Raw genomic sequence first — 24,621 nt, 5'->3', positions numbered from 1 at the left:
AAGGGTAACTGGAGCTTCAGGCCCAAACCAGGCGTTTTACATCGAACAATGCCCAATTCTGTCATCGAGCAGCTCAATCTTTGCGGTAATCGCCATCGGGTTTCGCCAGAGTATGGTCTGACACGAGGGAGGACGAATTGCGAGCGCCCCTACAGCCTGTCAAGGCTGCATCGACCGATCCATCCAGCCATCTTCGACCCATGCTGCTGCGTCCGTCCTCGGACCTAAAGCACATTCCTTGGTGGTGCGACCGAAACGCAGGGGAGGAGCCGCTCTGCCTGCTTCGAGCTTGTCCGCGCTACGCTCCTACCAAACTGATCTCTCTGCCGCGTACAGCCGAGAAGCTGGGCGTCGGCGAGATCTGGATCAAGGACGAGACACAGCGACTCGGCATAGGCAGCTTCAAAGGGCTCGGCGGCGCATACGCGGTGCTGAAGCTCGCTATGAAACACGTTGAGGGACGGACGGGACGAGCGAGTCTGCCGGCAGAGTTGTTGGAGCCTGGTGTGCGATCCATGCTTTCCGAGCTCACATTTTCATGCGCTTCGGATGGGAATCATGGTCGTTCGGTATCGGCAGGAGCGAGGCTCATCGGAGCGCGGGCTGTCGTGTATCTCCACGAAGGTGTGAGCGACGAGCGAGCCGCTCATATCTCGAGGCTCGGCGCTGCGATCGTGCGTGTGGCTGGAGACTATCACGACTCTGTCGAGGCCGCGGCCAAGGCAGCTTCGCAGGACGGTTGGATTGCTGTCCCGGATACAGTCGGGCCGGGAGAAGATGCGACTGCCTGCACGCTCGTGGTCCAGGGCTACTCAATCCTGATCGACGAAATCATTGCAGCGACGGCGGGACAACCAAAGCCATTTACGCATGTTCTGGTTCAGGCTGGCGTAGGAGGCCTTGCAGCAAGCGTGTTCGGCCACGGCTGGGCGCGAGGTCTATTCGGGCGCGATACCCATCTGTGGATCGTGGAGCCAGAACGGTCGGCATGCCTCTACGAGAGCGCTCATGCAGAGAGGCCTGTACGTCTTCCGTCGGGGCCGCCCACGAACATGGCCATGCTCGAGTGCCAGAGCCCGTCGTTGCTCGTTTGGCCCATCATCGAATCCATGTCCACTGGCTTCCTTACTGTCACAGACGAGCAAGCGGCCGATGCGGTTCGTCTACTAAATGCAGGCGTGTCCGACGATCCGCGTCTTCGGGTTGGCGAGTCGGGAGCGGCGGGATTTGCCGGTCTCATCAGAGCAGCTGGCGAAGATCGAGACAGGCTCGCACTCGGACAGTCTTCGAAAGTTCTGCTGTTCGCGACTGAAGGCCCCACAGACCTCTCAGCCTGGAGCGGGAGCCGTTAGGCTGCGGCAAAGAGAGCGCGCACGCCCAGTCAGGAAACGTCGAGATTGATGCGCGTCGTGAACTTGACTGTCTGCATCGCAACGAAGGTTGTGAACGACTTGATATTCTTGTCAGGGAAAAACGCCCTTTCAGTGAAAGCTCCATACTCTTCCATCGAATCCGTATTGACGACCAATATGAAGTCGGCTGCCCCGGTCACGTAGTAACATTGCGTGACCTCGGGATAGCCGCTCATTCGGCTCTTGAAGGTGTCGAGCAGAGGAAGGTGTTCCTGTTCCAGAGCGACGAGCACAATTGACGTCACCCGCTTTCCCGTGACCGACGGGGCTACGATCGAAACATCAGACATGATCGCGCCGCTCTCGCGTAGCCGCCGTAGTCGACGCAGGCAGGATGTCGGTGACAGGCCTACACGCTCCCCAAGCTCTTCCGAGGTCTGCTGATTGTTCTCCTGAAGCAACATCAGCAACTTGAGATCGAGGCGATCGAGATCCGCGCGCGTGACGGCCATCCGAACTTCCCTCAAGATTGCAACTTTCCGGCACCGAGGAATGAAAAACGGCGAATTCCGCCGCCGGCACGTCACATTATATGCGCGAGCAGTGTCGGAGCAAGCGTCGTCATCAGGTAAAGGGAGAGCAGCTAATGGTCGACATCGTGAGACGCAGACTTCTTCAGGGCACCGCGCTCATCGGAGGCGTTGCGGCGACGCGCTCGTTGTTTCCGGCCCCCGCGATCGCTCAAATTCCAAAAGGCACCGGCGCAGTCGTCGTCTATGACGGCGGCGGGTCCTGGGGTGAAGCAAAGCGGATAGCCTACTTCGAGCCTTTCGAGCGCGAGACCGGCATCAAGGTGATCGCGCAACCTCGCACCGATACGGGAGCTGTGCGCGCGAGCGTTCTCGCGGGGGCGCCTCGGTATGACGTCACGATTCTGCCGGGTGGTAAGGCGCCGACATTCGAGCGAGATAATCTGCTGCTCCCGATCAACTACGGTTATTTCGACAAGTCCGACCTGGAGGCGTTTAGTCCTGTCAAGGTCGGCAAGTTCACCGTGCCTGCGATCGTCTATTCACTCTTCATCGCGTACGACGCGTCGAAGTTTACATCCAATGCTCCGAACTCGTGGGCTGATGTCTGGGATGTCCAGAAATTTGCAGGCCGACGTTCGTTGATGGCCGGTACCTGGGCCTCCGATGGCGGGACGTTCGAGGCGGCACTGATGGCGGACGGTGTTGAGCCCTCGAAGCTCTATCCAATCGATTGGGATCGGGCGTTCAAGAGCCTCAGTCGCATCAAACCGAACATCGTGAAGTGGTGGAACAACGGGGCGGAAGCGCCCCAGCTTATCATCGACAAGCTCATCACAGCTGGCAGCGCCTGGAATGGCCGGGTTTCCGCGGCGAACGAACAAGGGGCGAAAATCGGCTACACCTGGAATCAGGGTATCTTGCAATACGACTGCTGGGTCGTCTTGAAGGGTACCAAAAACGCGGAAAACGCGTTCAAATTCCTCGCCTTCTCCGCGCGAGCCGAAAACCAGGCGAAATTCGTGCAGCAGATACTATATGCACCGCCAAACTCGCGCGCTTACGACTTCATCCCGCCCGACCGCGCCAAGCTTCTGCCCACCTCGCCGGATGCGCGCAGACAGCAGTTCGTGCAGGACTATGAATTCTGGAACGCTCGGTCCGCTGGGGAGCGCGCGAACAACGAAATCGCCGTGGCTCAGTGGGAGCGATGGTTGGCTGGTGCGCGGTAGGATCGGGATGTCGAATTCGAGCGCAACCATAGAACCCAGGCGGAGCTGGTCGATTGGATGGGACAAGCTCACGCCTGTCCTTTTGCTTCTTCCGATCGTGGTGCTGTTCGCGTTCGGCTACCTGATGCCGCTGTCCCAGCTTGCGCTCAAGAGTCTGCAATCGGATGGTGGTTGGTCCCTCAAGAGCTATGTCGAAATCGCGAGCTCTTCCTCATTCTTTTGGATCGTGCTGAGGACGCTCACGCTTGCCTTGACGGTGACCGGCATCTGCCTGGTGATCGCATATCCACTGGCTTATACGATCTCTCGATGTTCACAGAGAGTGGCGACGCTTTTGCTCTTCATCGTCACTCTCCCGTACCTCACAAGCGTCCTCATCCGAACATATGCCTGGATCGTTCTGCTTAGTCCCAACGGGCCGATAAACAAGGGGCTTCTCGCGCTTGGTGCGATTTCCGAGCCGCTCCAGATGGTCTTTAATTCCATCGGGGTCTATATTGGCATGGTGCAGGTCCAGCTCCCGCTTATGGTATTTCCTCTGTATGCGGCGCTGACACGAGTCAATCCGAATTTGACGAGGGCCGCACAGAGCTTGGGAAGTCCACCATCGGATGCATTCCTTCGCATTACGCTTCCGGCATCGATGCCCGGCCTTGTCAGCGGATGTACGCTCGTTTTCCTCTCCTGCCTGGGATTCTATATCACGCCGGAGCTTCTTGGCGGGCCTGACGACTATCTTATTGCGCAAGGCATTAGCCTTAGAGTCCTTATCCTCGGGAATTTTAGCGAGGCGGCCGCGCAATCCTCTCTGCTCTTGCTCGCAGTCGTTGTGATCTTTCTTGTATTTCGGCGGCGCATTGCGGAAGAGCTCGACGACCGCCCCGGATCGGATGTTATCCCTACATCGAGCGTCCTCGACTTGCAGTCTCCCGTCAGGCGACCATTCGCAGAGCGCTTGTCCTCGCTGTCGCACGGTCCCATTTTACGCCTGCACGAATTTCTGTCTAAGATTCGTAAGCCGCTCCTGTACGCGTCAGCAGGACTCGCCCTTCTCCTGCTCGTCCTCCCCTTTGCCGCGGTCATTCCGCTGGCGTTCAGTGACGCTCCGTATCTAACGTTCCCGCCGCCAGCCTATTCGCTTCGGTGGTTTTCTCGGCTGTTCAGTAACACCCAATGGCTGGATGCGCTGAGCTTCAGCTTGCGCTGGGCGGGCTTGTCGGCGCTCTTGAGTGTTGCCGTTGGCGTCCCAGCCGCCTTCGCATTGGTCCGTCATCGCTTTTTGGGGCGACTTCCGATCTACCTTCTTCTGATCTCGCCCCTTATCGTTCCGCATGTCGTCATGGCCGTCTCGCTCTTCTTTGCGCTTGCGGGATCTCCGTTGATCGGCTCTCCCCTGGCATTCGCACTCAGCTACACGATCATCGGAACGCCATACGCTGTCGTCGTGATGATTGCCGGCTTGAAGCGCTTCGATCGTAACCTCGAGCGGGCGGCATCGAGTCTTGGCGCAGGCCCGATAACCACCTTACGGACCGTGACTTTGCCTCTTCTGTTTCCGACACTCGCGAGCGCGGCGATATTCGCCTTCGTCGTGGGCTTCGACGACGTGGTGTTTGGCCTTTTCCTGAGTGGGCCATCCGCGACCCCGCTGCCTATGCGAATGTGGGACAATATCCGCCTGGAGATCAGTCCGCAGATCGCGGTGATCGCTGTCTTGTTCCTGGCCGTGCTGCTTCTGCTTTGCTTATTGCGTCTCTTCGTCGGAGCAGCCCTTGAAGGACGCCGGACGCAGGTTGGAGCTTGACAATGAAGATGACGACTTTGGCACGCGTCGCATCGCATTGGCACACGGGTGATCTCGTTGGTGTCGCTAGGCAATAGTTTAAGAGCAGAAAGTTGTAACATGGTTCGCGATCTCACCTTCTCTGTCGACGAGTACAGGCGGCGATTGTTGTTGGTTCAGGCGCTGATGGCGGCTCGTCGCTTGGACTGCGTTATTCTCGATGAACCGGAGATGATGGCGTGGCTGTCTGGCTACACCGTCTCTGAGAACCTCTGGCGTACATGCGTCGTGCCGGCCTCGGGCGAGCCCTTCCTTCTGGTTCGCAAGCTCGATATACCGCCGGCGCGCCAGCGGAGCTGGATGGAAGATATCGTCGGCTTCGGCGACTGGGATGATCCGCTGGTCGCCCTGGTAGATGCCTTGCGCGAGCGGAGCATTACCCACAAGCACATCGGTGCCGACTTTCAATCGAACTCCTTCACCGTTCAGCGACACAATCGCCTTCGCGAGCTTCTCCCTGGCTCTGACATTCGCGATCTCGAACGCTCTGCATGGAGCCTCAGAGGACGAAAGTCGGCCGAGGAGATCGCCCACATGAAGCGCGCGGGCTCCCTTCTGGACAGCGCCCTGCAAGCGACCGTGAGGGAGATCGGACGTGGAAAGAGCCAGCGCGATGTCGCGGGGGCCGCTGCAAGCGCCTATTACAAACTCGGGTTTGACGATGGCTTCGTCGGTCCGCTGAATGTCGGATCCGGCTGGGACTCTCTACACGGATTTCTGGAAGAGCGACCTCTGGCGGACGGTGACATCGTTCACATCGAGCTCCTGCCTCGCCTGCGCTTCTATACTGTTCGCATCATGCGCTCTGTCATCGTGGGGCGAGCAACCGATGAGCAGAGGGCGGCTGCGGAGACCCTAATCTCGCTACAGGACCAGCAAATTGCTGCGCTTCGGCCTGGTGCGGCAGCTGCCGACGTCGATCGCATCGTGCGGGAAGGTGTTGTGGCGGCGGGCTTGCGTGATTCCTACGACAATATCACCGGCTATACGCTTGGAGTGACGCCACTCGTCTCTCAGCATACCAGTGATCTACATCGGTGCTTCACTCCCCACTCGGACTGGGTGATTGAGGAGGGCATGGTCTTCCACATGTATACCTCGGCCGCAGGTCTTGCGATGAGCGATTCCGTCGTCGTGACCAGGAGCGGAGGCGAACGACTGAGCAAGACGCCGCGCCAGATCTTCGAAACGGACGCAACATGACAATCATTGCAGCGATGACCGCCGAGCATTCGGCTAGCATTCCTGTGTCCAGCAAGGACAAGCGGGGCGCGGTGTCGGTCGACGCGATCACCAAGATGTTCGGTTCGGTGAAAGCAGTCGACGGCGTCTCGTTGTCGGTAGAGCCCGGCGAGTTCGTCGCCCTGCTCGGATCCAGTGGGTCCGGGAAGTCCACGCTCCTGATGATGATCGCTGGCTTCGAGATTCCTTCTTCGGGCGATATCAAGCTTGATGGCGTCCGGATCAACGATGTTCCCGGACATCGTCGTGGTTTTGGAATGGTTTTCCAGAACTATGCACTCTTCCCGCACATGACGATCGCTGAGAACATTGCGTATCCTCTTCGTAGGCGCGGCATGAGTGGTCTCGATGTCGAACGTGAGGTCACGAAGGCATTGAAGCTGGTCGCGCTCGACGGTTACGGTGCGCGGCTTCCAAGCCAGATTTCGGGAGGGCAGCAGCAACGTGTCGCGCTGGCCCGTGCATTGGTGTTCCGTCCGCCTCTTCTGTTGATGGACGAGCCGCTCGGGGCTCTCGATCGCAAGCTTCGGCAGCAGCTCCAGATGGAGATCAAGCTGATCCATAAGGAGGTAGGCAGCACCATCATCTTCGTCACTCACGATCAGGAAGAAGCCCTGTCAATGGCCGATCGCGTGGCCGTTCTTGAGCATGGCCGCCTGCAGCAGTTCGGATCTCCTCGTGAACTGTACGAGGAGCCGGCTACGGCCTTCGTCGCTGATTTCATCGGCGAGACGAATTTCTTGCCCGCCGAGCTAAGCCGGTCTGGCGAAAATGTTGAAGTAGCAACGCCGGATCTCGGGCTGCGCGTTGACCTAAGCAAGAAGCAGGTGCTCTCTCAGCAGGATCGAGGGCTGCTCGCGGTGCGCCCCGAATTTATCCGTTTGGAGATCGATGACGAGGGCAAAGCGACGGTGCTGGAGTCCGCGTACACCGGCACCAACCAGAGCGTTTTGGTGCAAGTGGGCGGGCTGAGGCTGACCGCGCGGATTCCGGTCAAGCCAGGACGGCCGCTATTCCAATCCGGTCAGCGGGTCCGCGTTGAGATCGAAGCTGTGCATACTCGCGTGTTTCCGGCCGCCCGTTGAGTTCCCTTTGGCGTAAGGAGGTGCCCTAGATGAGCCGGAACGCCGCAATCTCGCGCGCGAGAAGCCATCTCGATTCTGGGGACTTCGAGACCGTGCTTTCGCGGCTCGTCGCCATTCGTTCCGAGAGTCAGAATCCGGAGCGAGCACTTCAGATAGTCGAATATCTCAACGAACTCCGCTGCATGCTTGAAGAGCTCGGCTGCGATTACCAGCATTTGACTGCTGCAGGCGCGAATTTCCTCTATGCAGAGCGCAGAGAAGCGGGAGCGTTACTGACGGTGCTCGGATATGGGCACGGCGACGTGGTTCGAGGAATGGACGAATCGTGGGCCGCAGGAATATCGCCTTGGCGCCTCGCAAAGCTCGGTGATCGCTGGTATGGCCGTGGTGTCGCCGACAACAAAGGACAGCATGCCATCAATATTGCCAGCCTCCGCGCTGTCCTCGAGACGAGGGGGCGGCTGGGGTTCAACCTGAAATACCTCATAGAAATGGGCGAAGAGGTCGATTCCCACGGCCTCCGCGAACTATGCACGACGCACAAGAACCTCCTCTGCGCCGATCTTTTCTTGGCGTCTGACGGACCCCGTCTATCCGAGCATCGGCCTACTATATTCCTGGGCTCGCGCGGATGTGTCACATTCGACATCTCAATTGACGCGCGCGAGAGCGCATATCATTCGGGCAATTGGGGCGGTCTGCTTTCCGATCCTGCAATCCAGCTTGCGCATGCCCTGGCCACGATCGTCTCTCCGACCGGCCGCATCCTGATTCCAGAATGGCTTCCAGGTGGGCTGCCTGACTCCGTCCGGAGGGTGCTGGCCGATTGTGTCGTTGACGGGGGACTTGGCGGGCCTGATATCGATCCGGCTTGGGGCGAGCCGGGACTGAATCCGGCAGAGCAGGTGTATGGCTGGTGCTCGTTTGATGTTCTCGCCATGAGTTGCGGAAATCCGCGGGCGCCGGTCAATGCCATTCCCCCGAGTGCCTGGGCACGCTGTCAACTCCGCTTCGTGGTTGGAGTTGATCACGAGGATATTGTACCAGCGCTTCGGCGACACCTCGCGAAGTCCGGTCTCGACATGGTCCAGGTGACGCCAAGCCCCGACGATGGTGTTTTTCTTGCCACGCGCCTCGATCCTTCGGATCCCTGGGCTAGGTGGGCCCAAGCATCGATCGCTCGGACGACGCAGAAATCGCCGGCACTCTTGCCCAATTTTGCAGGATCGCTTCCGAACGACATCTTTGCGAACGTGCTGGATTTGCCCACGGTGTGGGTACCCCATGCCTATCCTGGATGCCGACAACATGCAGCCAACGAGCACCTGCCGATCGGACTCGCGCGCGAAGCTCTGGAGATTATGGCGGGGCTATATTGGGATCTTGGTGAGCCAGATACCCTGCCTTCAGTTCGACGAGGATGAGCTGATCGGCTGCGCTTTGCTGGCGCCCGTGGGCCGGGTGATCGCTTTTCCGCGAAGGCCCCTTGCGCATTTTCGAAGTACCGCTTCCCGGCTGATACGCCAAGCTCCGTCAAGGCGGCGCCGAGCGCCATCTTTGAATTCGCACGCTGAAGGGGGAAAAGCACATGGGTGATGCATCGGATCGTCATGGCTTCGCCGGCAAGAGTTGCAATTGCTGCGAGCTTGGTCCTGCTCAGCCGAGCCTTGAAGCTGCCGTCTCGAACCGAGTCGAGCAGGCGCTGCTGCAGGGTCTGTTTCCGCAGCCGACGTTGCGGCGCGAATTGTTGCGAAAGCCCTCGCACTAGCATTCGTGATCGAGTTCAGCCTCGGGACTGTCATTGCTGCACGGAGAACAAAATCTCACGATAGGCCTCACGAGGGTGACCCATTGCCCCCTTGACTGAAGAAAGGAGCCATTTGAGATGTCCTCAACTCCAACTGAGATATCCGGCGTCGAAAGCAAGAGAAACGACGGCGGCGCGCTCGATGCGCTGATCGACTTTTATCGCTGCTTCAACGCGCGGGACCTCGATGGTCTCGCGGCAAATTAGGCGGAAGGCGATGTGCCGAGCATGGACAACCCTATCGGCGGAATTCGTCGCGGTTGGCCCTCAATCTGTGATGGCTATGCCAAGCTGTTCGGAGGAGGCGCAGTCGTGAACGTGACGTTTCATGACTTTTCCTCGCAAGGCGGGAGTGACTGGCACCTTTTCGTGGGGCGTGAGAAAGGCGCCTGCAAGACGCCGTCGACCACCATCGACCTGCGCTTCCGAACTACGCGCTGGTTCACGAGGATGAACGGTGTCTGGAGGCAGCTCCATCATCACGGATCGATTGAGGAGCCCGCTCTGCTGGCCAAATACCAGCGAGCGATCTTCGGCGCTCCGCTGCAGAAGCCGGCGTGAGGCTTCTGGCCAGCCCATCACATGCAGGCTGGTCTGCCCAATCTGTGATCGCTGAATTCGGACCCTGCATTTCCAGCGAGGGCGTTGGCTTGCTCGCGCGGATAAATCAGCCTCCGGGTTCAATTTGCGCGACGCGCAAGTAGAAGCGTAGCTCCCAGGCCAACCATCACGGCGCCCGACGCCTGTCGCGTCTTGGCAATGAATGATGGTCGCTTGGCAAGTCCGGCTCTCGCTCTCGCGGCCCAATAGGTCACAACCAAGTCGACGCTTGTGTTGAGTGCAACCGAGATGAGCCCAAGCACGATGAACTGCGCGGCGACGTGCGCGGTTGGGTCGACGAATTGAGGAATGAAGGCGAGAAAGAATGCGGCCGTCTTCGGGTTGAGCGCTTCGACCACGATGCCTTCGCGAAAGGCGCGATGCGCCCCCGTCGTTCGAACCCCTGTTGGTTCGAGGACGCGGGCTTCGCGCCATGTCTTGATCCCGAGCCAGATGAGATACAGGGCCCCCGCGATCTTCAGAAAAGTGAACGCCTCCGCGCTTGCCATGACGAGCGTAGATATTCCGACGGCGCCGCCGAAAACGTGCACAAGCCCGCCGAGTCCGAGGCCAAGGCTCGATGCCAATCCTTCGGTGCGCCCGCCGGCAAGCGTTCGCGCCACGATGTAGAAGATGCCTGGCCCCGGCGTGATTGCGACAACGACGGCCGCTGCCAAGAACAAAAGGAGGGTCTGAAAGCCAGGCATCGTTTACCCGTGATCGTGTTAATTTGGGGACTCTCGCCTCAGCCCTGAACCGGAATGAGCAGTCCCGCTTCTCGATCCCTCGGCTCCTCGCTTGTCACAAGGCCGGCGGCGACGCGGGTGCGGTCAGCTTCGGGACGGTTCTGGCTCATCTTGCGCTTGCCTTCGAACCTGGTGACGGGAATGCGCACCCCAACGATCCCGCGCAACTGTGCTGCGATGTAATCGGCGGGAGCTTCGTCAACGGTCCAAGGCGTCGCGCGCGGCCTCTCGTGAATGTTCGTAAGGCGTGTGACAACCTCCAACAAGCGTTCGGGATCATGGAAGAAATCAACCGGGCCATAGGCGTGGACAGCGATGTAGTTCCATGTCGGCACCACCTTCCCGGTTTCTTGCTTGGTGGCGTACCAGGAGGGCGTCACATAGGCTTCTGGACCCATGAAGATTGCGAGGGCTTCGCCGATCGAGGAGGCCTTCCATTGTGGATTGGCCTTTGCCACGTGCCCGTACAGCACGCCGCGCTCGCCTTCGGTCTCATCGAGGAACAGCGGCAGGGGCGTCGCAATTGGACCGTCAGTCGTGGCGGTGACCAGATTGGCCAGCCGGGCAGAGCGGATCGTCGCTCGGATATTGTCGAGGTCATCGTCCCTGAAGGCGGGGGGCACATACATGGTGTTTCTCCATTCTGCGCCTGAGATAACGCCCGCCTGGTATGGATGAAACTGCCAGTTACTGAAAATTGTGGTAGTCCAGTTAGCCGCGCCGCTATCGGCGTTAACGAAGCTGCTCCACCGCTTGAGCCAGCAGTTGACAGCCACGCTCGATCTGGCGGGGCTGCAGGGCGGCATAACCCATGACCAGCCCAGCAAGATCCGGCCGGCGCCCACCACTGGCATGACGTCGATCGAAGAGCGGAGAGACGGGGTAGATACCTACGCCCCTCGTACGCGCAGCCTCGATCAATATTGCTTCGGACGCCTGGGGCAGATCGCAAAACCAGACTACGACATGCAAGCCGGCTGCGGCGCCGTCGATCTGGATGCGATCGCCAAATCTGCGGCGTAAGGCATCGAGCAGCATTTTCCGACGCTCGCCATTGCGCCTTCGGATGCGATTGACATGGCTGTCGTAGGTCCCGGTCTCGAGCATCGTGGCAAGCGCCTCCTGCTCGAACAACGGCGTGTGCCGGTCGATGCCCTGCTTGGCGGCAGAGAAGATGGACTGTAGTTCGGGCGGCACAACCAGGTAGCCGATCCTCAGCGTGGGCGAGAGCGTCTTCGAAACGGTACCAAGATAGATAACGTTCTCGCTATCTTCGAGGGCGTGCAGCGGGGGAATGGGCTTGGTGTCATAGCGGTACTCGCTGTCGTAGTCATCTTCGATCACGTAAGCGTTGAATTTCTCTGCCCAGTTGAGTAACTGCTGCCGGCGCCCTATTGGCATGACGCTCCCCAACGGAAATTGATGCGACGGCGTCACGTAGGCAACGCGTGCTTCCGTCTTTGTGAGCCGCTCTGTGAGCAATCCGTCCTTATCGACCGGAATTGGCACAGCGGTAGCCCCCGTGGCCGAGAAGGCGTGCTTTGCCATCAAGTAGCCGGGATCTTCCATGACGAACCGATCGCCGGGGTCTAGCAGTAGACGCGCGCACAGATCGAGCCCCTGTTGCGAACCATTCACGACAATGATCTGATCGGTGTCGCATCGGACAGCCCTCGAGCGCCAGAGATAGCCCTGGAGCGCGGCGCGTAACCGCCGACATCCGCACGGATCGTTGTAGGCCAATCTTTCGGGCCGCTGCGTAATCGCGGCAACCACGGCCTTTTTCCACGCGAGCACGGGGAAATCCGACGGAGAGAGGTCGCCATACCGAAAGTTTGCCACGAGGTCGCGAACTCGCTCCTCCGGCCGCGGCGCTGTCTGCCTCACACGCTCGCCATACATCGACAGCCGCACCTTGCGCGAGGACGGCCGGGACTTCGTCCCGTTGTGCTCCATTTCAGCAACAGCTCTTGCAACGCGCGGGCGGGCGCCATGACGGATATTGATGAAACCTTCGGCCGCGAGCTGTTCGTAGGCGACTGTCACGGTGCTGCGAGATACGCCGAGCTCGCCGGCAAGCCCGCGAGACGACGGCAGCAGGCCATCGGCGCCATAAACATGCCCCAGGATCTGGCCCTTGAGGGTGTCGTAGATTTGACGTGCTCCTACGCTCCCAGTGCCCTTTGGCGTGGACGTCTTCATCTGGCCATCAAAGTGAGTTAGCGTCGCTTCGCAGTCGGGCTAGTCTGTAGGCTTTCTTGCTGAATGCCAACTAACTTTGCCCAAGTCGGAGAATGGAGCAAAGAAACCTCAATAGGAGGCTTCTTGTCGAGAGCCGCATGCTTGAGAATCGAACGTTGTCGCTTGCAGCCGCGGCATTGCTGCGATGGCCACTTGCGGACCATTATGGCCCCGAACTTGCGTTTCCTTTCCGTACTTCCGCGAGTACCGATGTTCTTGCCCAATCCGAGGTTCGCACGAAGTTGAACTCGCTTGAGAACTCGCGAGTGACGCACGCGAACGGCGGATAATACGTTGGTTTGATTGGTGTGAGAAACGCGGATCGGGAGCAACTGAGTTCAGCGGCCGCGGCGTAGAAAACTTAAACCTAACTATCTCCCCAAAGTCCTGTCATGGACGCGAAGGGCGAGAATTCCACGCCCGGATCGGACCGAATGGACGCGGTTTCCGCCAAATATCCATCTCCGACATGTAATCGCCAGGCCCTTTGGGCGCCTGAATAGCCAGCTATCCGCGGATCGTTCCAAAGAATTTCAACGCGGCCGCGAATGTGTACCAGATCACCGGTCGAAAAATCGATGAAGAGCAACGCTGCATATGGATGGACTGAAAGTTGCCCAACGTGTTGAAATACAGGTTACCGGAGAAGTCACAGGCACACTTATCTCGTGATCGCTGGCAAGGACGAATCCGGGGCGTCCGCCACGATGGGATATATCGCAGTCGTAGGTGCCGGGCACTCTGTCCTGTGCCGGAGTGCAGGACGCCACAAAGAAAGTGTCCGCGTTCTGAATGACATGCTTCACCCGATCGTTGAGCTGTTTGAATTCAAATCTCGGCTTCTGGCCTGACCCGAGGCCATCCGCGGTTATGCCTTTGCGGATCTGGATGTATTTGGCGCAATTGCCGAAGCTTTGATGCACGATAAGCTCAAAGCCGTCGGCATCGACGCTTACAGTTCGTCCGTTGAGCCTGTTTCGCCGTCGATTGGTCAGGTCTAGACCTAGGAGCCCCAAATTCGCACCAGCCACCAGATTCTCGTTCAAGGGGTTGTCCGCAGATCGGCCAGCCCTTACCAGCAGGCGCGTCGGATCTGGCGACGATATGAACCCTCGCGGCCCAGTCAGGACCGATGCGCTTGGCCGCCCGTGTCGGCTGACCCGACAAAAACATAAGTCAGGTTGGTGAAGAAATCCCGATGCTGTACCGGCATCTCCTTTCGAATTGCCACCTTTGCATGCTTGCGGATGTTGTCATCCACACCAGCCCCGCCGCTGGACTTCTAGTTCACCCGAGTGAAACGGAGACGAATCGCGTTCCGGCACCATGATGCACTCTCTAGGAGCCTGCTATCGGGGCGCTGGCGGCATTGACTCGAACTTCGGCAAAGCCTCGATACGCTCAAGCCATCGAACGATGTTCTGATGGGACTTCAACGACACGCCGCCTTCCGGTGCGGCGCGCGTATAACTGTAGCATGCGATGTCAGCCACAGTGGGCAGGCCGGTCGCCACGAACTTCCGTTCTGCGAGATGCTCGTCCATCACCTTGAAAAGCCGATCCGCCAGCTCGATGGACCGCTCACGATCTACCGATCGTCCAAACACGGTGCCAAGAGGAGCGGTAGCTGGGCCAAACACGAGCGGGCCGGCAGCGACGGAGAGCTTACGCGTCTCAAGGAAACCCAGACCGAGACTCGCGAGAGCGAGTTCGATCTAAGGTCGCGACGTTGCAAGATTGAACACTACCATACGCGCGTGAATATATCCGCGCCCTTCAACTTGCTAGGCTTGCCGTTCTTATCAACGTAGAACAGCGTCCATGACGTTGGCATGTGAGGCCCGTTAACTTTTCCAACCCACTGGGTGAAAGAATTGCACTGGGCAAAAGTAACAACAAAATGCAGTCCGGTTGGACGAACGGCCCCCGATGCAGGATAAGGGATACCTTGGCAAGCAAACCCTTGAGCATGGTTTGTGAAAGTCCCTTGTATTGACCCGCTATTAGCGGACCAAACAAACAGTTCTGAACCCCGTTCATTCTTCCAGTATGAGGGAGCAGGAAGCCCTTGCGCCCTGGCCTCGGCGCAAAGCAAGCAAAACTGAGCGATCAACAAAAATCCCAGTAGTCTCTTCATATTGAAACCCCAAGAGAGTTCGCTTAAAAGTAGCAACTTAGATAACTAATTTGGTATAACTTGAGGTGACGTTCGCTGCTCTTTTCTCGCATTCGACAACGGAATGCGGCGCATATTCACGAAATCGGGCTGGATCGCGGCGAAGTCAGCGTCCCTCGATCCCAGCGGCCTTGCTTCCCTGCGTCGGTTCGCCTGGACGGCCGAGCTCGAGCCGATGCTCGGTTATTTTGGTGAGGCGCGCTTCCTACGACGGGGCGGGTCCTACTTCTTGATCTGCACCCGTTTTGCGGACCCGCCGAAGACAATGGATGCATCGGCGACCTGCGGGCTACGATGCTCTCACCGAGATCGTCGATTGATGGTGCCGAATGTAAAAGGGCGCTTCACCTGCAGCTGCGCGACGAGGTTCTGATCTCGAATCGCTACATCGCAACGCCATTGCTGACGCGGTGATAGCGAGATTGCGGTCAGCACCCGTGCTTCACGGCAGCTCTTGACGGTTGCCCGTTAGCACGTCAACGAGAATGACCGATGAATGGGAATGGCAAGGAGGATGATGGATGTGATTGACCAAGCGAGCGCCTCGGAGTTGCCACCCGTCTTGCACAAATCCCCACGACGTTTTTCCTGGATTCTCGCGATCGTGGTCATCTCCTTTGGTCTGTGCGCCGGGGCAGCCTACTATTGGACTGACATCGAGGCAGTTTCCGCGACATCGTCGGTGCGTGAATTTGCCTCAACACCAGGCTTGCCACCTGAAGATAGGGAAGCTCTCTCGGAGATTCGATCAGGGCAACAAAGGGCGAGAGATGAACTTGCAGAGCTCAATCGCAACATCGGTGCGCAACAAGCCGATTTGAAACGGATGGCGGACCAGATCGAGGCGCTCACCGCGAAGATCGAATCTTTGCAGAATATACCCGCGCCTGCCTCTGTGCTGTCGGCTCCTTCTCCGCCGGCCGCCCATCCCGCTTTGAGGCCAGCGAAGAGAGTGGTTCAGCCATCTAAACCAGAAGGGCCAATCTCGGTCGGGGGCGCGCCACTGATTCCTGAGCCCGGCTCCGACCAGCGTTGATCCAGAATACGGCTCTGACGTGGACTGATTTCGTGGTCATAGCGCTCCTGACACTGCGAGCCCTTGGCCATGGCTCGGTTGATGGCTCTGTGCGTCTAAAATGAGTGCCTGCGCAGATTCCATATCGCTAGTGATGCACTATTCTTCACCCTTTCTCTGTAATTCGCAGCAGATGAGAGGCGCGGGTTTCAATGACGGCCCGGATCGCCTTGAGAATAGTGTGGGTGATGCCTGCCTCTTCCAGCTCCATCAGGAGGCTGTCGGCCGCGCTTCTGATCCTGTCGGCCGATTCCTTGATATTCTTGATGAGCAGACGTTGTGCGCCGCGTGTTGCGGGAACGAGTGACAGCCAGTGCTGCAACTGAATCGTATCCGGAACCGAGCGCCCGCCGATGGCCATGGCGAGCTTTTTCGCCAACCGCTGGTAAGCGGCCGTGCACACGACGTCATAAAGCGGGGCGAGGTCCGGCACTTCACCTCGATAAAGCAGAGCATAGTTCTTCCCATGCGCGTCGGCATTGCCGACCAGATATTGGAAAATAAGCATGCGGATGAAATTCAACCGGTCGGCTGCCGGGCGTGCTGTGGCACGATCGATGAGGTCTAGTGAACGCTCGGTCCCTGGTCCTCCTTCCTCCTCGTACTTGAGCTCCGGAGGAACGCTCAATGCTTGGCAGAAATCCTCCTGATGCAGACGTGAGATGGCGCCGTCGTTGTGCCTTGAACGGTCGTGTCGTTCGACCAGAAGAAATGAAATGGTCCCCTGCCGGCGCATCTGGACGTCAGGCACAGACAGCTTCAGGCGCGCAGCGAGACGCAGACAAAATAGTTCATTCTCGACGCTGCCCTCCAGCGCCTGAATGAAGGGCTTTAGAATGTGCGTGGTCGGCCGCCCCCCCTTGGCGAGTCCAATTGTCTCTCCCTCGAGACAAACGGCGAGCTTGTCCTGCACTCCGGCGAGCGACAGCCGCACGCCCTCCTCGCCGCCGAGGAGAGGGCGCTCGCGGAGTTTGCCCAAAATTTCTTCGAGCCGGGCAGGGGTCAGCGCTTCGAGCCCATCGTCTTCCGAGGAGGCGGGTGCCTGACCGGGTGGATAGAGAGACAAAGCCCCGGCGCATTCCCCGCCGATCACTTCAAGCAGGCCGAAGGCATTTCCCGCGGAAATTCCAAGCGCGCCGGCGAGACGTTGCCGGGCACTCTCATCGGGCAAAAGGCCTGAAAAAAATGGGCGGACAATGCGATCCGGATGGGGCGCCTCCTGCAGCGGCAAGGAAAAGGAGATTGCCTGAGGTGCCCCGCCGGCAAGGTAGCCAGTGTCATAGCTGTAGCTGAGCATCCCGGCATCATCCTGACTGAGGATGCCGGCCCTTGTCCTTCCGAAATAGACATCCAGCAGATGGTTCATCGGGCAGTCTCCCGACGGCTGCTGACCGAGACGGTGAGACCCAATGCGGCCGCGACCTGAAGCGCGCGACCGAGCTGACAGCTTTCTTTTCCCGCTTCCAATTCGCGCACAAAACGCACACCGACCCCGGTGAGACCGGCAAGCTGCTCCTGAGTCAGTCCTTGACCCTTGCGCTCATCCCTGATCAGCGCTCCGAGGCTTTTGCTGGTTGTGATTGTTGGCAAAATCATCCCTATCGGGACGATCTTGGCAAGTTCCAAGAGCAATTACAATAAAAAAGAACCGATCGGGACGTTTTACGGTTGATTATTCCTTAGTTCCGTAAAATCGTCCCGATCGGGACGATTCGGGGTCCGGATGGGCTGTGCAACCGGAAACACATAATTCCATCATTTTAGCGCGCCCACGGCACCAGCACGGTTCGCCTTGCGATCGTTTTGCCGTCGCACAACTTGATGGGACCGCTTGCCAACTGGCCCAGTGCCAGCTTGCCGCTGTCAAGATCAAGCTTGCCCGGACCAAGACCGCAAACTCCGGAGAAGGTTTCATCTGAAGGTATTTCCCTCGGTCCCACAAACCAAAGTCGCAGAAAGTGATTCGCAGGCCGATATGTCGGGGCCGAGTGAGTGATGAAAAATGACCGCCTCCAAATCTCAAAGAGGCGATCTAAGCTGATTGCGTCATCGTCGTCGGTAATCATAAATCCTCCGCTGCGCGCGAAAGAATGCGCCAAGGACCAGCGAAGGTTGAGCACGGTAGATGACATGCGCCGGGCTATTGGTCCTCCACCGAATGCAAGTCCACGCCGTGGAGGCGGATCATCTCGCGATGGGACCGATTGATGAAAGCGCGCTCGACGCAAAAGCCGGAAGCGACTGAAGCGGCCAGCGCAAGGCCACAGGCGACGTAGCTATTGATGAAATTCCAAAAAATGTTGCTGCCGGCGACGACAATAAAAGTGAGTGCCATGACCGTATTGCGTATTGCCCCAACCATGTAGTTTCCCCGGCTAATCGGCGAGGGAGGTTAACATTGTAGTCACGACGATCAGCAGCGTTGATCGTGGTGATCCGCCGTATTTCTGCTAGACCAGCATGGGTTCGGGCGCCGTGGGTTTACTCCGTTGGTTGGCGCAGCTCGCACCGGGCGTCCTCAGCCACATGGCCCTAGAATTACAGCGCCGGTACAACAAGCACCAGTACGCAGACGAGAAGCGCGAGGCCTTGGACGCATATACTAAGCACGTTGCGGCGACCATGCTTAGGCGGTCCGGCCCGGAATTGATGCTGTCTACGGGTTGGGCGCGAGTTCCTGAACCCGACACTTCGTGCGAACGCGATAGCAATTCGCTAAGCACGACTGCAGCACTTAAGGCTCGTTAACAGCCCGGTGACCGCGCGAATGTACTTTGTGCGACAACCCCTGATAAGCGGAGAAGGCGCATGAATATCGCTATCAAGACCGCTGCTGTTTGCGGAGTTGGTGCGCTCCTCATTGGTGTGGTCGCCGGTCGCGGCAATTCGGCTCCGCCGCCGCCATCTGTTCCGGTACCTTACGACCAATCTGGTTTTATCCGGTCGATCTCTACGGCAAAGACTGCTTACAAAGCAGCAACCAACCAATTGGCCGCAGGAGGCGCCCGCAACAGTCGGAAGCAAGCAATCTGCAACGTCCTGCAAGGTCAAAGCGCGACCGGATGGATCGGAAAGATTGCGCAGCTCTCTTCTAACGGCGATGGAAAAGGAGTGATTAGCATCGAACTAGCACCTGACGTGCACGTCGCTACATGGAATAATGCTCTTTCCGACATGGGCTCGCGTACGCTGATCGAGCCAACGTCTTCTCTCTTTAAGAGCCTCGCTGGGATGAAGCGCGGCGATATGGTAAAGTTCTCCGGCAGCTTTACGTCGTCTGACGTCGATTGCGTGCGTGAGCAGAGTGTCACGCTAGATGGATCGATGACCGATCCGGTTTTCACGATGCGTTTTTCGTCCGTCGCTAAGCTCTGATCGACCCGGGCCAACAGCGCCTCCAAGCACATTTTCGAGCTGCGTCAAAGCAATAACAAGCGCAGGGTGCACGCGCGTGCCAATGGACGAGAAGCGCGAGGTGGTTCTCCGGGGATATGGGCGGGCCAGACGAGTACCGCCTCATGCATCAATTGTTCCTGCACGACACAACAGTGGCGCTTGTCTTGCTCGATCCCACGTGGTCGCACCGCGCTCGAAGAGGCGGAGGGGTGGACGAAGCGACCAGCAACTCGTCGGCAAAACCCCAGCGAAATTGCTGGTCGGCACGAAACTGGATGCAGAAAATGACCCGGTGGATGTGCGCGGGATAGACAAGCTCATCAGAAGTGCCGCGAAGCTTGACTGCGTTGACGAGCACTCTGCGAGAGATCGAGCCGAGCAAATGTGTGGCGAGCACGACGTTAAGCTTTGGGAAGTCGACCGGCTCGTTCTGTCTTTCGGTCGACCGGAACCAAAGTGCGCAGCGAAACGTGATTGGTGAAAGCTGAACGAAGGCGCAATAACCGTCGCGTTCTTAGCGGTATCCTCAAGCGTGGTGCGCTGCGCGGCTTGTTCGATAGCCTTAACTTGATGGCAGCCCAGTCACTCGTCAGTGAGTTCGTAGCGCATGATTCACCCCTCAATGAGGCGCTTGAATGACCGCTCGGCAGTGAAAGCCCGCTCAATGGCTTCCGGTGCGGCGACACGTCAAAGGCCGGATTCCGATTCCAGGAATCTACGGGATGAACAAGTTCCGACGTAGGCGTGCCGCTCAGCCCTCGAATTCGTCCGCCTTGTCGCGCGGCCTTGGCGAGGCGGGACGTTGCGCATTCTGCGCACGCGCCTCGTCTCGCTCGCGTACGGCTCGGCGCTCGGTCGGATCGCGGCCGACGTTCGCTTGCAAGTCCGCCAAATCGGTGAAGACATCGGCCTGGCGGCGCAGCTCATCGGCGATCATCGGCGGCTGGGTAGCAATTGTGGAGACCACTGTGACGCGGACGCCGCGGCGCTGCACCGCCTCAACCAGGGGACGGAAATCGCCGTCACCCGAGAACAGGATCATCTCGTCGATTTTTCCGGCAAGCTCCATGGCGTCGACCGCGAGCTCGATATCCATGTTGCCCTTGACCTTGCGGCGTCCGGAAGCGTCGACGAATTCCTTGGTCGGCTTGGTCACGACGGTGTAGCCGTTGTAGTAGAGCCAATCGACCAGCGGACGGATCGAAGAGAACTCCTGATCCTCGACAACGGCCGTATAGTAAAAGGCGCGGAGCAGGGTGCCCCGCCCCTGAAACTCCTTCAGGAGGCTCTTATAATCGATGTCGAAGCCGAGCGTCTTGGCCGTGGCGTAAAGGTTGGCGCCGTCGATGAAGAGGGCAATCCTGTTGGGTACGGTTGACATCCTGACACGGCCCGACTTGCCTCAACTGCGGAAATGCGCTCCCGCATGGGCCTGATTTAACGACCAATCCGAAGTTGATTTCGGGCGGCCTTGGTGCCGCTCGCTCGGCCCCTTTACGGCGTTGCCGTCCGAGCTCCGACAGCGACAGGCTACCTTCGATCGTTCGAGCTTTCAAAACCTTTTTCATGAACTCTTGAACCTTGCGTAACGCAGCAACGACGACAGAAGTATATAGCTGACAAGAAGGCGATGCCCGAGCACCTGCCGCTCTTCGAGATCCATCTGAGACAACGCCGCCGGACGTGCAGATGGTATCTCTGTACGACCGACGGCCGGCCGCTCATGCACGGATCGGAAGCCAGCAGGACCGCCGCCCGGTACCAGGCCAATCGCGCACTGTTTCTGATGTTGCTGGCCTCGGCCCACGGACGACCGGGCCTGGCGAAAGCGCCTATCGGGGCAAGTCCCCGGCATGTTTAAGATTGAAGAGGTATGTTGAAGCCAGCATCGCGGGTGCGATTTGACCAAAGGAATTCTCCTCAAAGGAGATCGGTGTCTGCGGCCTTGCCGAGAGATTGAAATCGCCGCACGATGACCTTCTCGTCGATCTCGAAACTCACCAAGTCCTCACCAACCTGGCTTTGTCGTCGCATGACGCCGCTGCCGCCTGCCTGGGCAACGTATGGCAGCTCTGCCCAGGCGCTTTAGACCTCGATTTTCCGCGCTCTCAATTCATCAATTTCGACGACGCCGAGATATCGACCATGCTCTCGATGTTGGTATAGCCCCTGCAGTTGAACCGCAGGCAGGTTGGCGGTTCGCCATTACTCAGCCTCCAAGCTTTGGCAGCGTGACGAATAAGCCAAGAATCCAAACCGTGCAGGGTTTTACAATGACTCTCACATCGCGTCATCAGAGGGATGTCCGCTGGACGGCTCCTCCACGGCAGAAGAGTGCCAAGGAGTGGGCGCCGTTTGAGGCTCCCACGATTCGGAGGAGCAGCCCAGCAGTGAATTCAACGATTGGTCTGGATATCGCGAATCAAGTGCACGGCGTTGATGCAGCCGGCCAGGTGGTGATACGCCGTCAGTTAGGCGCCGGCATGTTTAGCTTCTCGGGAAGATGACCAAGGTAGGAGCCATCCGCAAGGCACTTTTCGCTTCATTCCGACCTTCGGCCTCATAACCTGAAGGTCATAGGTTCAAATCCTATCCAGGATTTAAATATGCGCAGCCCACATTGGATCGCGCATGAATCGCCCCACTTGCATGCCATTCCGACAAAGAGAAAACCTATTGCGGGTTCAATGTAGGTTGAACGGCACGTTTGTTGAAATGACCTTTGATTTTCCTGCGAAATCACACGCCTCTTAATCAGCGGGTCCCAGGTTCGAGCCCTGGTGCGCCCACCATTTCAAGGCCCTGCTGATGCAGGGCTTTCTCAATTTAGGCAGTAGAACAAAGCGCGTCCCGTGCGACGCTTTCGGTGGTCGGACGTCGCACGGCCAGAGTGTGATTTTCGTACCTTCATCTCATTCGATAGGGCGCGCGGATCCGGCATAGGGCGACGAGCCCGTCGTAGAATAGGATACCAGGTCGAGCAAAACGGACCGTTTGTTCGTCTCGTCGCCGCACCTGTTGACGATCATAGAGCGAGATGCGCTGCTTGCTTGGGAAGGTGCGATCGGTGTCCTGACGGAGCAACTCGGTCTGCTTTCCAACCTTTTTCTTCAATTCGCCTCGCGCTGGTTGACGACCTCCGGCGCGCAAACGTCACCAGTCACGGGTTCCGTTAGCATTTGCACCAAGATGTAGTACATGCTACATGATGTGGCCTAGACCTAATCGCAAGTCGAGGAAGGCTTATTCCATGCAGTTGTGTTCAGGCTCGCGGCGGGCCGCTCGTTGCCCTGTCAGGGTGTCTTGCTTCGTTGCTGTAGGAGTATCGGTCGTTTTGCTTTGCTTGGCCGGATTCGCGGGGCCTGCCTTCGCAGAGGGAGCATCCGAAGGCACGGCCATCGGAATTGCGGTCCTGCCACGCGACCTCAGTCCCTGGGGCATGTTCCTGCAGGCCGATATCGTCGTGAAGGCCGTGATGACCGGGCTTGCCTTGGCCACTGTCGTGACCTGCACGGTGTGGCTGTCCAAGACCATCGAGCTGTTCAATGCGCGCCGTATCGTGCGGCGCTCGCTGCGCGAGCTCGCAGGGGCCGGAAGCGTCGAAGACGCGGTGCGGACGGTGCCTGCCGGGCCGGTGGCGAGGCTGCTCGACGGCGCGGCTGCAGAGCTGAAGCTCAGCGACGATCGCATGGACAGGGACGGGATCAAGGCCCGCATCCTGTCGCGCCTCCAGCAGATCGAGGCCGCTGCCGGACGGCGCATCGCTTTCGGCACTGGCGTACTGGCGACCATCGGTGCGACCGGGCCCTTCGTTGGCCTGTTCGGTACGGTCTGGGGCATCATGAATAGCTTCATCGGCATTTCGAAATCGCAGACCACCAATCTCGCGGTGGTCGCTCCCGGCATTGCCGAGGCGTTACTGGCGACCGCGCTCGGTCTCGTCGCGGCAATTCCGGCGGTGGTGATCTACAACCTTTTCGTCCGCCAGATCGGCGCCTACCGGGCTCTGCTCGGCGATGGGGTCGCCGAGATCACGCGGCTCGCAGGCCGTGATCTCGACAGTGGTGCGATCGTCGTGCGACGAGCGCACCTCACGGCCGCGGAGTGATCCGGTGGCGGTCAATCTCAGCCAGTCCGGCACCGAGCTTGCCGAGGTCAACGACATCAACGTGACGCCGTTCATCGACGTCATCCTCGTGCTTCTCATCATCTTCATGGTGGCGGCGCCACTGGCGACCGTCGATGTCGCGGTCGATCTGCCGGCTTCGAATGCGCAGCCGCATCCGCGTCCGGACAAGCCGGTGTATCTCACCGTGAAGCCGGATCTGTCGCTGTCGGTCGGGGACGAGGCGGTGAGCCGCGCAGCACTGGCCGCGGCGCTCGATGCGGCGACCCATGGACAGAAGGACAGCCGCATCTTCCTGCGCGCCGACAAGACGGTGCCCTATGGGGAGGTGATGCAGGTGATGAACGGATTGCGGACGGCCGGCTACCTCAAGGTCGCCCTGGTCGGCCTGGAGCAGTCGACTGCACCATGATCAGTCTTGCGGCGGAAGACGTCTCCGATCTGAGACGCTGGACGTTCAGCGGTCTTGCCGTGGTGACGCTGTACGGCGCGCTGACGGCATCGCTCCTGGGATGGCGCGAGCCGGATGACGTCCAGCCGGCCGAACCATCAGGCGCGGTCGTGGTCGACCTTGCGCCTGATGCGGCAGCGCCGCCGGTTACACCGTCCGATCTCCCGCCCGGTCCGGAACAGACGATGGCAGAGTCCCGGCCGGAGCCGAAGCCGGATGTGTCGCCACCCGACGAGACGCCGGAACTGCCGCAGGCAGTCAATCCCGAGGCCGTCGTCGATACTGCGACCAAGGCGCAGCCCGAAGCCGTCCCCGACCAGCAGGCCGTGGCGAGCACTTCGGCGCCGGCCGCGGTTTCGGAGCGCGTGGCGCCGGTGGCTGCCGCGCCGATCCAGGGCAGGCCGGAATTGAAGAACGAGCAGGCGGTCGCGACCTGGCGCTCGCAGATCCTCGCACTGGTCGAGCGCAACAAGCGCTATCCCGAAGCCGCGCGGTCGCGGCGCGAGCAGGGGATCACGCAGGTCCGGTTCATGCTGGATCGCAAGGGACAGGTGAGCAATCCTGAGGTTACGCAAAGCTCCGGCTCCAGCGCCCTCGACGGTGAAGCCATCGCATTGCTGCAGCGGGCGCAGCCGTTTCCAGCTCCGCCCGATTCATTCGAGGGCCAATCGGTGGCCGTGAGGCTGCCGATCCGTTTCACCGTCAAATAGATCTGCCCT

The 24,621-nt window shown here is 59.1% G+C and carries 25 protein-coding genes and 1 pseudogene; 14 read left to right on the top strand and 12 right to left on the bottom strand.

Translation table 11 applies throughout. The features are described 5' to 3' along the window. The first annotated feature begins 200 nt into the window (after positions 1-200). Complete coding sequence (locus BLV07_RS50405) at positions 201-1,352, top strand: diaminopropionate ammonia-lyase (RefSeq protein WP_091893991.1); 1,152 nt, start codon at positions 201-203, stop codon at positions 1,350-1,352. A 29-nt stretch (positions 1,353-1,381) separates the two neighbouring features. Here BLV07_RS50405 and BLV07_RS32185 read toward each other — a convergent pair whose 3' ends face one another. Continuing rightward, on the bottom strand, positions 1,382-1,864 hold the full coding sequence (locus tag BLV07_RS32185) for an Lrp/AsnC family transcriptional regulator (RefSeq protein ID WP_091893989.1): 483 nt from the start codon (positions 1,862-1,864) through the stop codon (positions 1,382-1,384). A gap of 134 nt (positions 1,865-1,998) precedes the next feature. Here BLV07_RS32185 and BLV07_RS32180 point away from each other — a divergent pair, with 134 nt between their 5' ends. The 7 genes and pseudogenes from BLV07_RS32180 to BLV07_RS32150 all read left to right on the top strand — a co-directional run bounded on the left by BLV07_RS32180 (position 1,999) and on the right by BLV07_RS32150 (position 9,652). Beyond that, complete coding sequence (locus tag BLV07_RS32180) at positions 1,999-3,114, top strand: ABC transporter substrate-binding protein (protein ID WP_176945896.1); 1,116 nt, start codon at positions 1,999-2,001, stop codon at positions 3,112-3,114. A gap of 7 nt (positions 3,115-3,121) precedes the next feature. Then, entirely contained in the window at positions 3,122-4,918 is a 1,797-nt protein-coding gene (locus BLV07_RS32175) for an ABC transporter permease subunit (RefSeq protein WP_176945895.1), read from the top strand. 99 nt (positions 4,919-5,017) lie between these two features. After that, complete coding sequence (locus BLV07_RS32170; RefSeq protein ID WP_091893982.1) at positions 5,018-6,160, top strand: M24 family metallopeptidase; 1,143 nt, start codon at positions 5,018-5,020, stop codon at positions 6,158-6,160. Continuing rightward, positions 6,157-7,284, top strand: coding sequence for an ABC transporter ATP-binding protein (locus BLV07_RS32165; protein WP_091893980.1), 1,128 nt, complete (start codon positions 6,157-6,159; stop codon positions 7,282-7,284). The genes BLV07_RS32170 and BLV07_RS32165 overlap by 4 nt, the downstream gene beginning before the upstream one ends. Positions 7,285-7,313: 29 nt before the next feature. After that, entirely contained in the window at positions 7,314-8,708 is a 1,395-nt protein-coding gene (locus BLV07_RS32160) for a M20 family metallopeptidase (RefSeq protein WP_091893978.1), read from the top strand. Between the two features lie 164 nt (positions 8,709-8,872). After that, positions 8,873-9,052, top strand: a complete 180-nt coding sequence (locus BLV07_RS32155) for a hypothetical protein (protein ID WP_091893976.1) — start codon at positions 8,873-8,875, stop codon at positions 9,050-9,052. A gap of 117 nt (positions 9,053-9,169) precedes the next feature. Further along, positions 9,170-9,652 (top strand): annotated as a pseudogene (locus tag BLV07_RS32150) (YybH family protein). Positions 9,653-9,771: 119 nt separating this feature from the next. On the opposite strand, the gene BLV07_RS32145 reads toward BLV07_RS32150, so the two are convergent. The 6 genes from BLV07_RS32145 to BLV07_RS32120 form a co-directional block, all read right to left on the bottom strand. Continuing rightward, positions 9,772-10,398 carry a LysE family translocator gene (locus BLV07_RS32145; RefSeq protein WP_091893974.1) on the bottom strand — a complete coding sequence of 209 codons (627 nt, stop codon included), beginning with the start codon at positions 10,396-10,398 and terminating at the stop codon, positions 9,772-9,774. A gap of 38 nt (positions 10,399-10,436) precedes the next feature. Then, the gene (locus BLV07_RS32140; protein WP_091893971.1) at positions 10,437-11,066 is read right to left on the bottom strand and encodes an FMN-binding negative transcriptional regulator; all 630 of its coding nucleotides are present in this window, start codon (positions 11,064-11,066) and stop codon (positions 10,437-10,439) included. A 103-nt stretch (positions 11,067-11,169) separates the two neighbouring features. Further along, positions 11,170-12,639: a MocR-like pyridoxine biosynthesis transcription factor PdxR gene (gene pdxR / locus BLV07_RS32135; RefSeq protein WP_091893970.1), complete on the bottom strand. Its 1,470-nt coding sequence runs from the start codon at positions 12,637-12,639 to the stop codon at positions 11,170-11,172. Between the two features lie 599 nt (positions 12,640-13,238). Continuing rightward, positions 13,239-13,724, bottom strand: a complete 486-nt coding sequence (locus BLV07_RS46665; RefSeq protein ID WP_143035541.1) for a hypothetical protein — start codon at positions 13,722-13,724, stop codon at positions 13,239-13,241. A 303-nt stretch (positions 13,725-14,027) separates the two neighbouring features. Further along, the gene (locus BLV07_RS49055; RefSeq protein WP_283806547.1) at positions 14,028-14,285 is read right to left on the bottom strand and encodes a glutathione binding-like protein; all 258 of its coding nucleotides are present in this window, start codon (positions 14,283-14,285) and stop codon (positions 14,028-14,030) included. A gap of 137 nt (positions 14,286-14,422) precedes the next feature. Further along, positions 14,423-14,815: an avidin/streptavidin family protein gene (locus BLV07_RS32120; protein ID WP_091893964.1), complete on the bottom strand. Its 393-nt coding sequence runs from the start codon at positions 14,813-14,815 to the stop codon at positions 14,423-14,425. Positions 14,816-15,368: 553 nt separating this feature from the next. Here BLV07_RS32120 and BLV07_RS32115 point away from each other — a divergent pair. Beyond that, positions 15,369-15,890: a hypothetical protein gene (locus BLV07_RS32115; protein ID WP_091894055.1), complete on the top strand. Its 522-nt coding sequence runs from the start codon at positions 15,369-15,371 to the stop codon at positions 15,888-15,890. Between the two features lie 145 nt (positions 15,891-16,035). On the opposite strand, the gene BLV07_RS32110 is transcribed toward BLV07_RS32115, so the two are convergent. The 4 genes from BLV07_RS32110 to BLV07_RS32095 form a co-directional block, all read right to left on the bottom strand. Then, positions 16,036-17,295 (bottom strand): type II toxin-antitoxin system HipA family toxin, encoded by a 1,260-nt coding sequence (locus tag BLV07_RS32110; RefSeq protein ID WP_091893962.1) that lies wholly within the window; start codon positions 17,293-17,295, stop codon positions 16,036-16,038. Continuing rightward, positions 17,292-17,525 carry a helix-turn-helix domain-containing protein gene (locus tag BLV07_RS32105; protein ID WP_176945900.1) on the bottom strand — a complete coding sequence of 78 codons (234 nt, stop codon included), beginning with the start codon at positions 17,523-17,525 and terminating at the stop codon, positions 17,292-17,294. Before BLV07_RS32105 ends, BLV07_RS32110 begins: the two co-directional genes overlap by 4 nt. A 164-nt stretch (positions 17,526-17,689) precedes the next feature. Next, positions 17,690-17,995: a hypothetical protein gene (locus BLV07_RS32100; protein WP_091893960.1), complete on the bottom strand. Its 306-nt coding sequence runs from the start codon at positions 17,993-17,995 to the stop codon at positions 17,690-17,692. Positions 17,996-18,069: 74 nt separating this feature from the next. Further along, positions 18,070-18,291: a hypothetical protein gene (locus BLV07_RS32095; protein ID WP_091893958.1), complete on the bottom strand. Its 222-nt coding sequence runs from the start codon at positions 18,289-18,291 to the stop codon at positions 18,070-18,072. 446 nt (positions 18,292-18,737) lie between these two features. On the opposite strand from BLV07_RS32095, the gene BLV07_RS32085 reads away from it, so the two are divergent. Beyond that, positions 18,738-19,304 (top strand): hypothetical protein, encoded by a 567-nt coding sequence (locus tag BLV07_RS32085; protein ID WP_091893954.1) that lies wholly within the window; start codon positions 18,738-18,740, stop codon positions 19,302-19,304. A 772-nt stretch (positions 19,305-20,076) separates the two neighbouring features. Here BLV07_RS32085 and BLV07_RS32075 read toward each other — a convergent pair. Continuing rightward, the gene (locus tag BLV07_RS32075; RefSeq protein WP_091893952.1) at positions 20,077-20,706 is read right to left on the bottom strand and encodes a LabA-like NYN domain-containing protein; all 630 of its coding nucleotides are present in this window, start codon (positions 20,704-20,706) and stop codon (positions 20,077-20,079) included. A gap of 575 nt (positions 20,707-21,281) precedes the next feature. Between BLV07_RS32075 and BLV07_RS32070 the strand changes: the two genes are divergently transcribed. The 4 genes from BLV07_RS32070 (at position 21,282) to BLV07_RS32055 (ending at position 24,612) form a co-directional block, all read left to right on the top strand. Next, positions 21,282-21,491, top strand: coding sequence for a hypothetical protein (locus tag BLV07_RS32070; protein WP_091893950.1), 210 nt, complete (start codon positions 21,282-21,284; stop codon positions 21,489-21,491). Positions 21,492-22,668: 1,177 nt separating this feature from the next. Continuing rightward, complete coding sequence (gene exbB / locus BLV07_RS32065) at positions 22,669-23,433, top strand: tonB-system energizer ExbB (protein ID WP_244551265.1); 765 nt, start codon at positions 22,669-22,671, stop codon at positions 23,431-23,433. A 4-nt stretch (positions 23,434-23,437) separates the two neighbouring features. Next, the gene (gene exbD / locus BLV07_RS32060; RefSeq protein WP_244551264.1) at positions 23,438-23,863 is read left to right on the top strand and encodes a TonB system transport protein ExbD; all 426 of its coding nucleotides are present in this window, start codon (positions 23,438-23,440) and stop codon (positions 23,861-23,863) included. Continuing rightward, the gene (locus BLV07_RS32055) at positions 23,860-24,612 is read left to right on the top strand and encodes an energy transducer TonB (protein WP_091893944.1); all 753 of its coding nucleotides are present in this window, start codon (positions 23,860-23,862) and stop codon (positions 24,610-24,612) included. The genes exbD and BLV07_RS32055 overlap by 4 nt, the downstream gene beginning before the upstream one ends. Positions 24,613-24,621 lie beyond the last annotated feature (9 nt).

This window comes from Bradyrhizobium sp. Rc2d, assembly GCF_900099855.1.
Lineage (GTDB): Bacteria > Pseudomonadota > Alphaproteobacteria > Rhizobiales > Xanthobacteraceae > Bradyrhizobium.
Note: the sequence above shows the minus strand (reverse complement) of the source record. Positions and strands in the feature narration are given on the sequence as shown.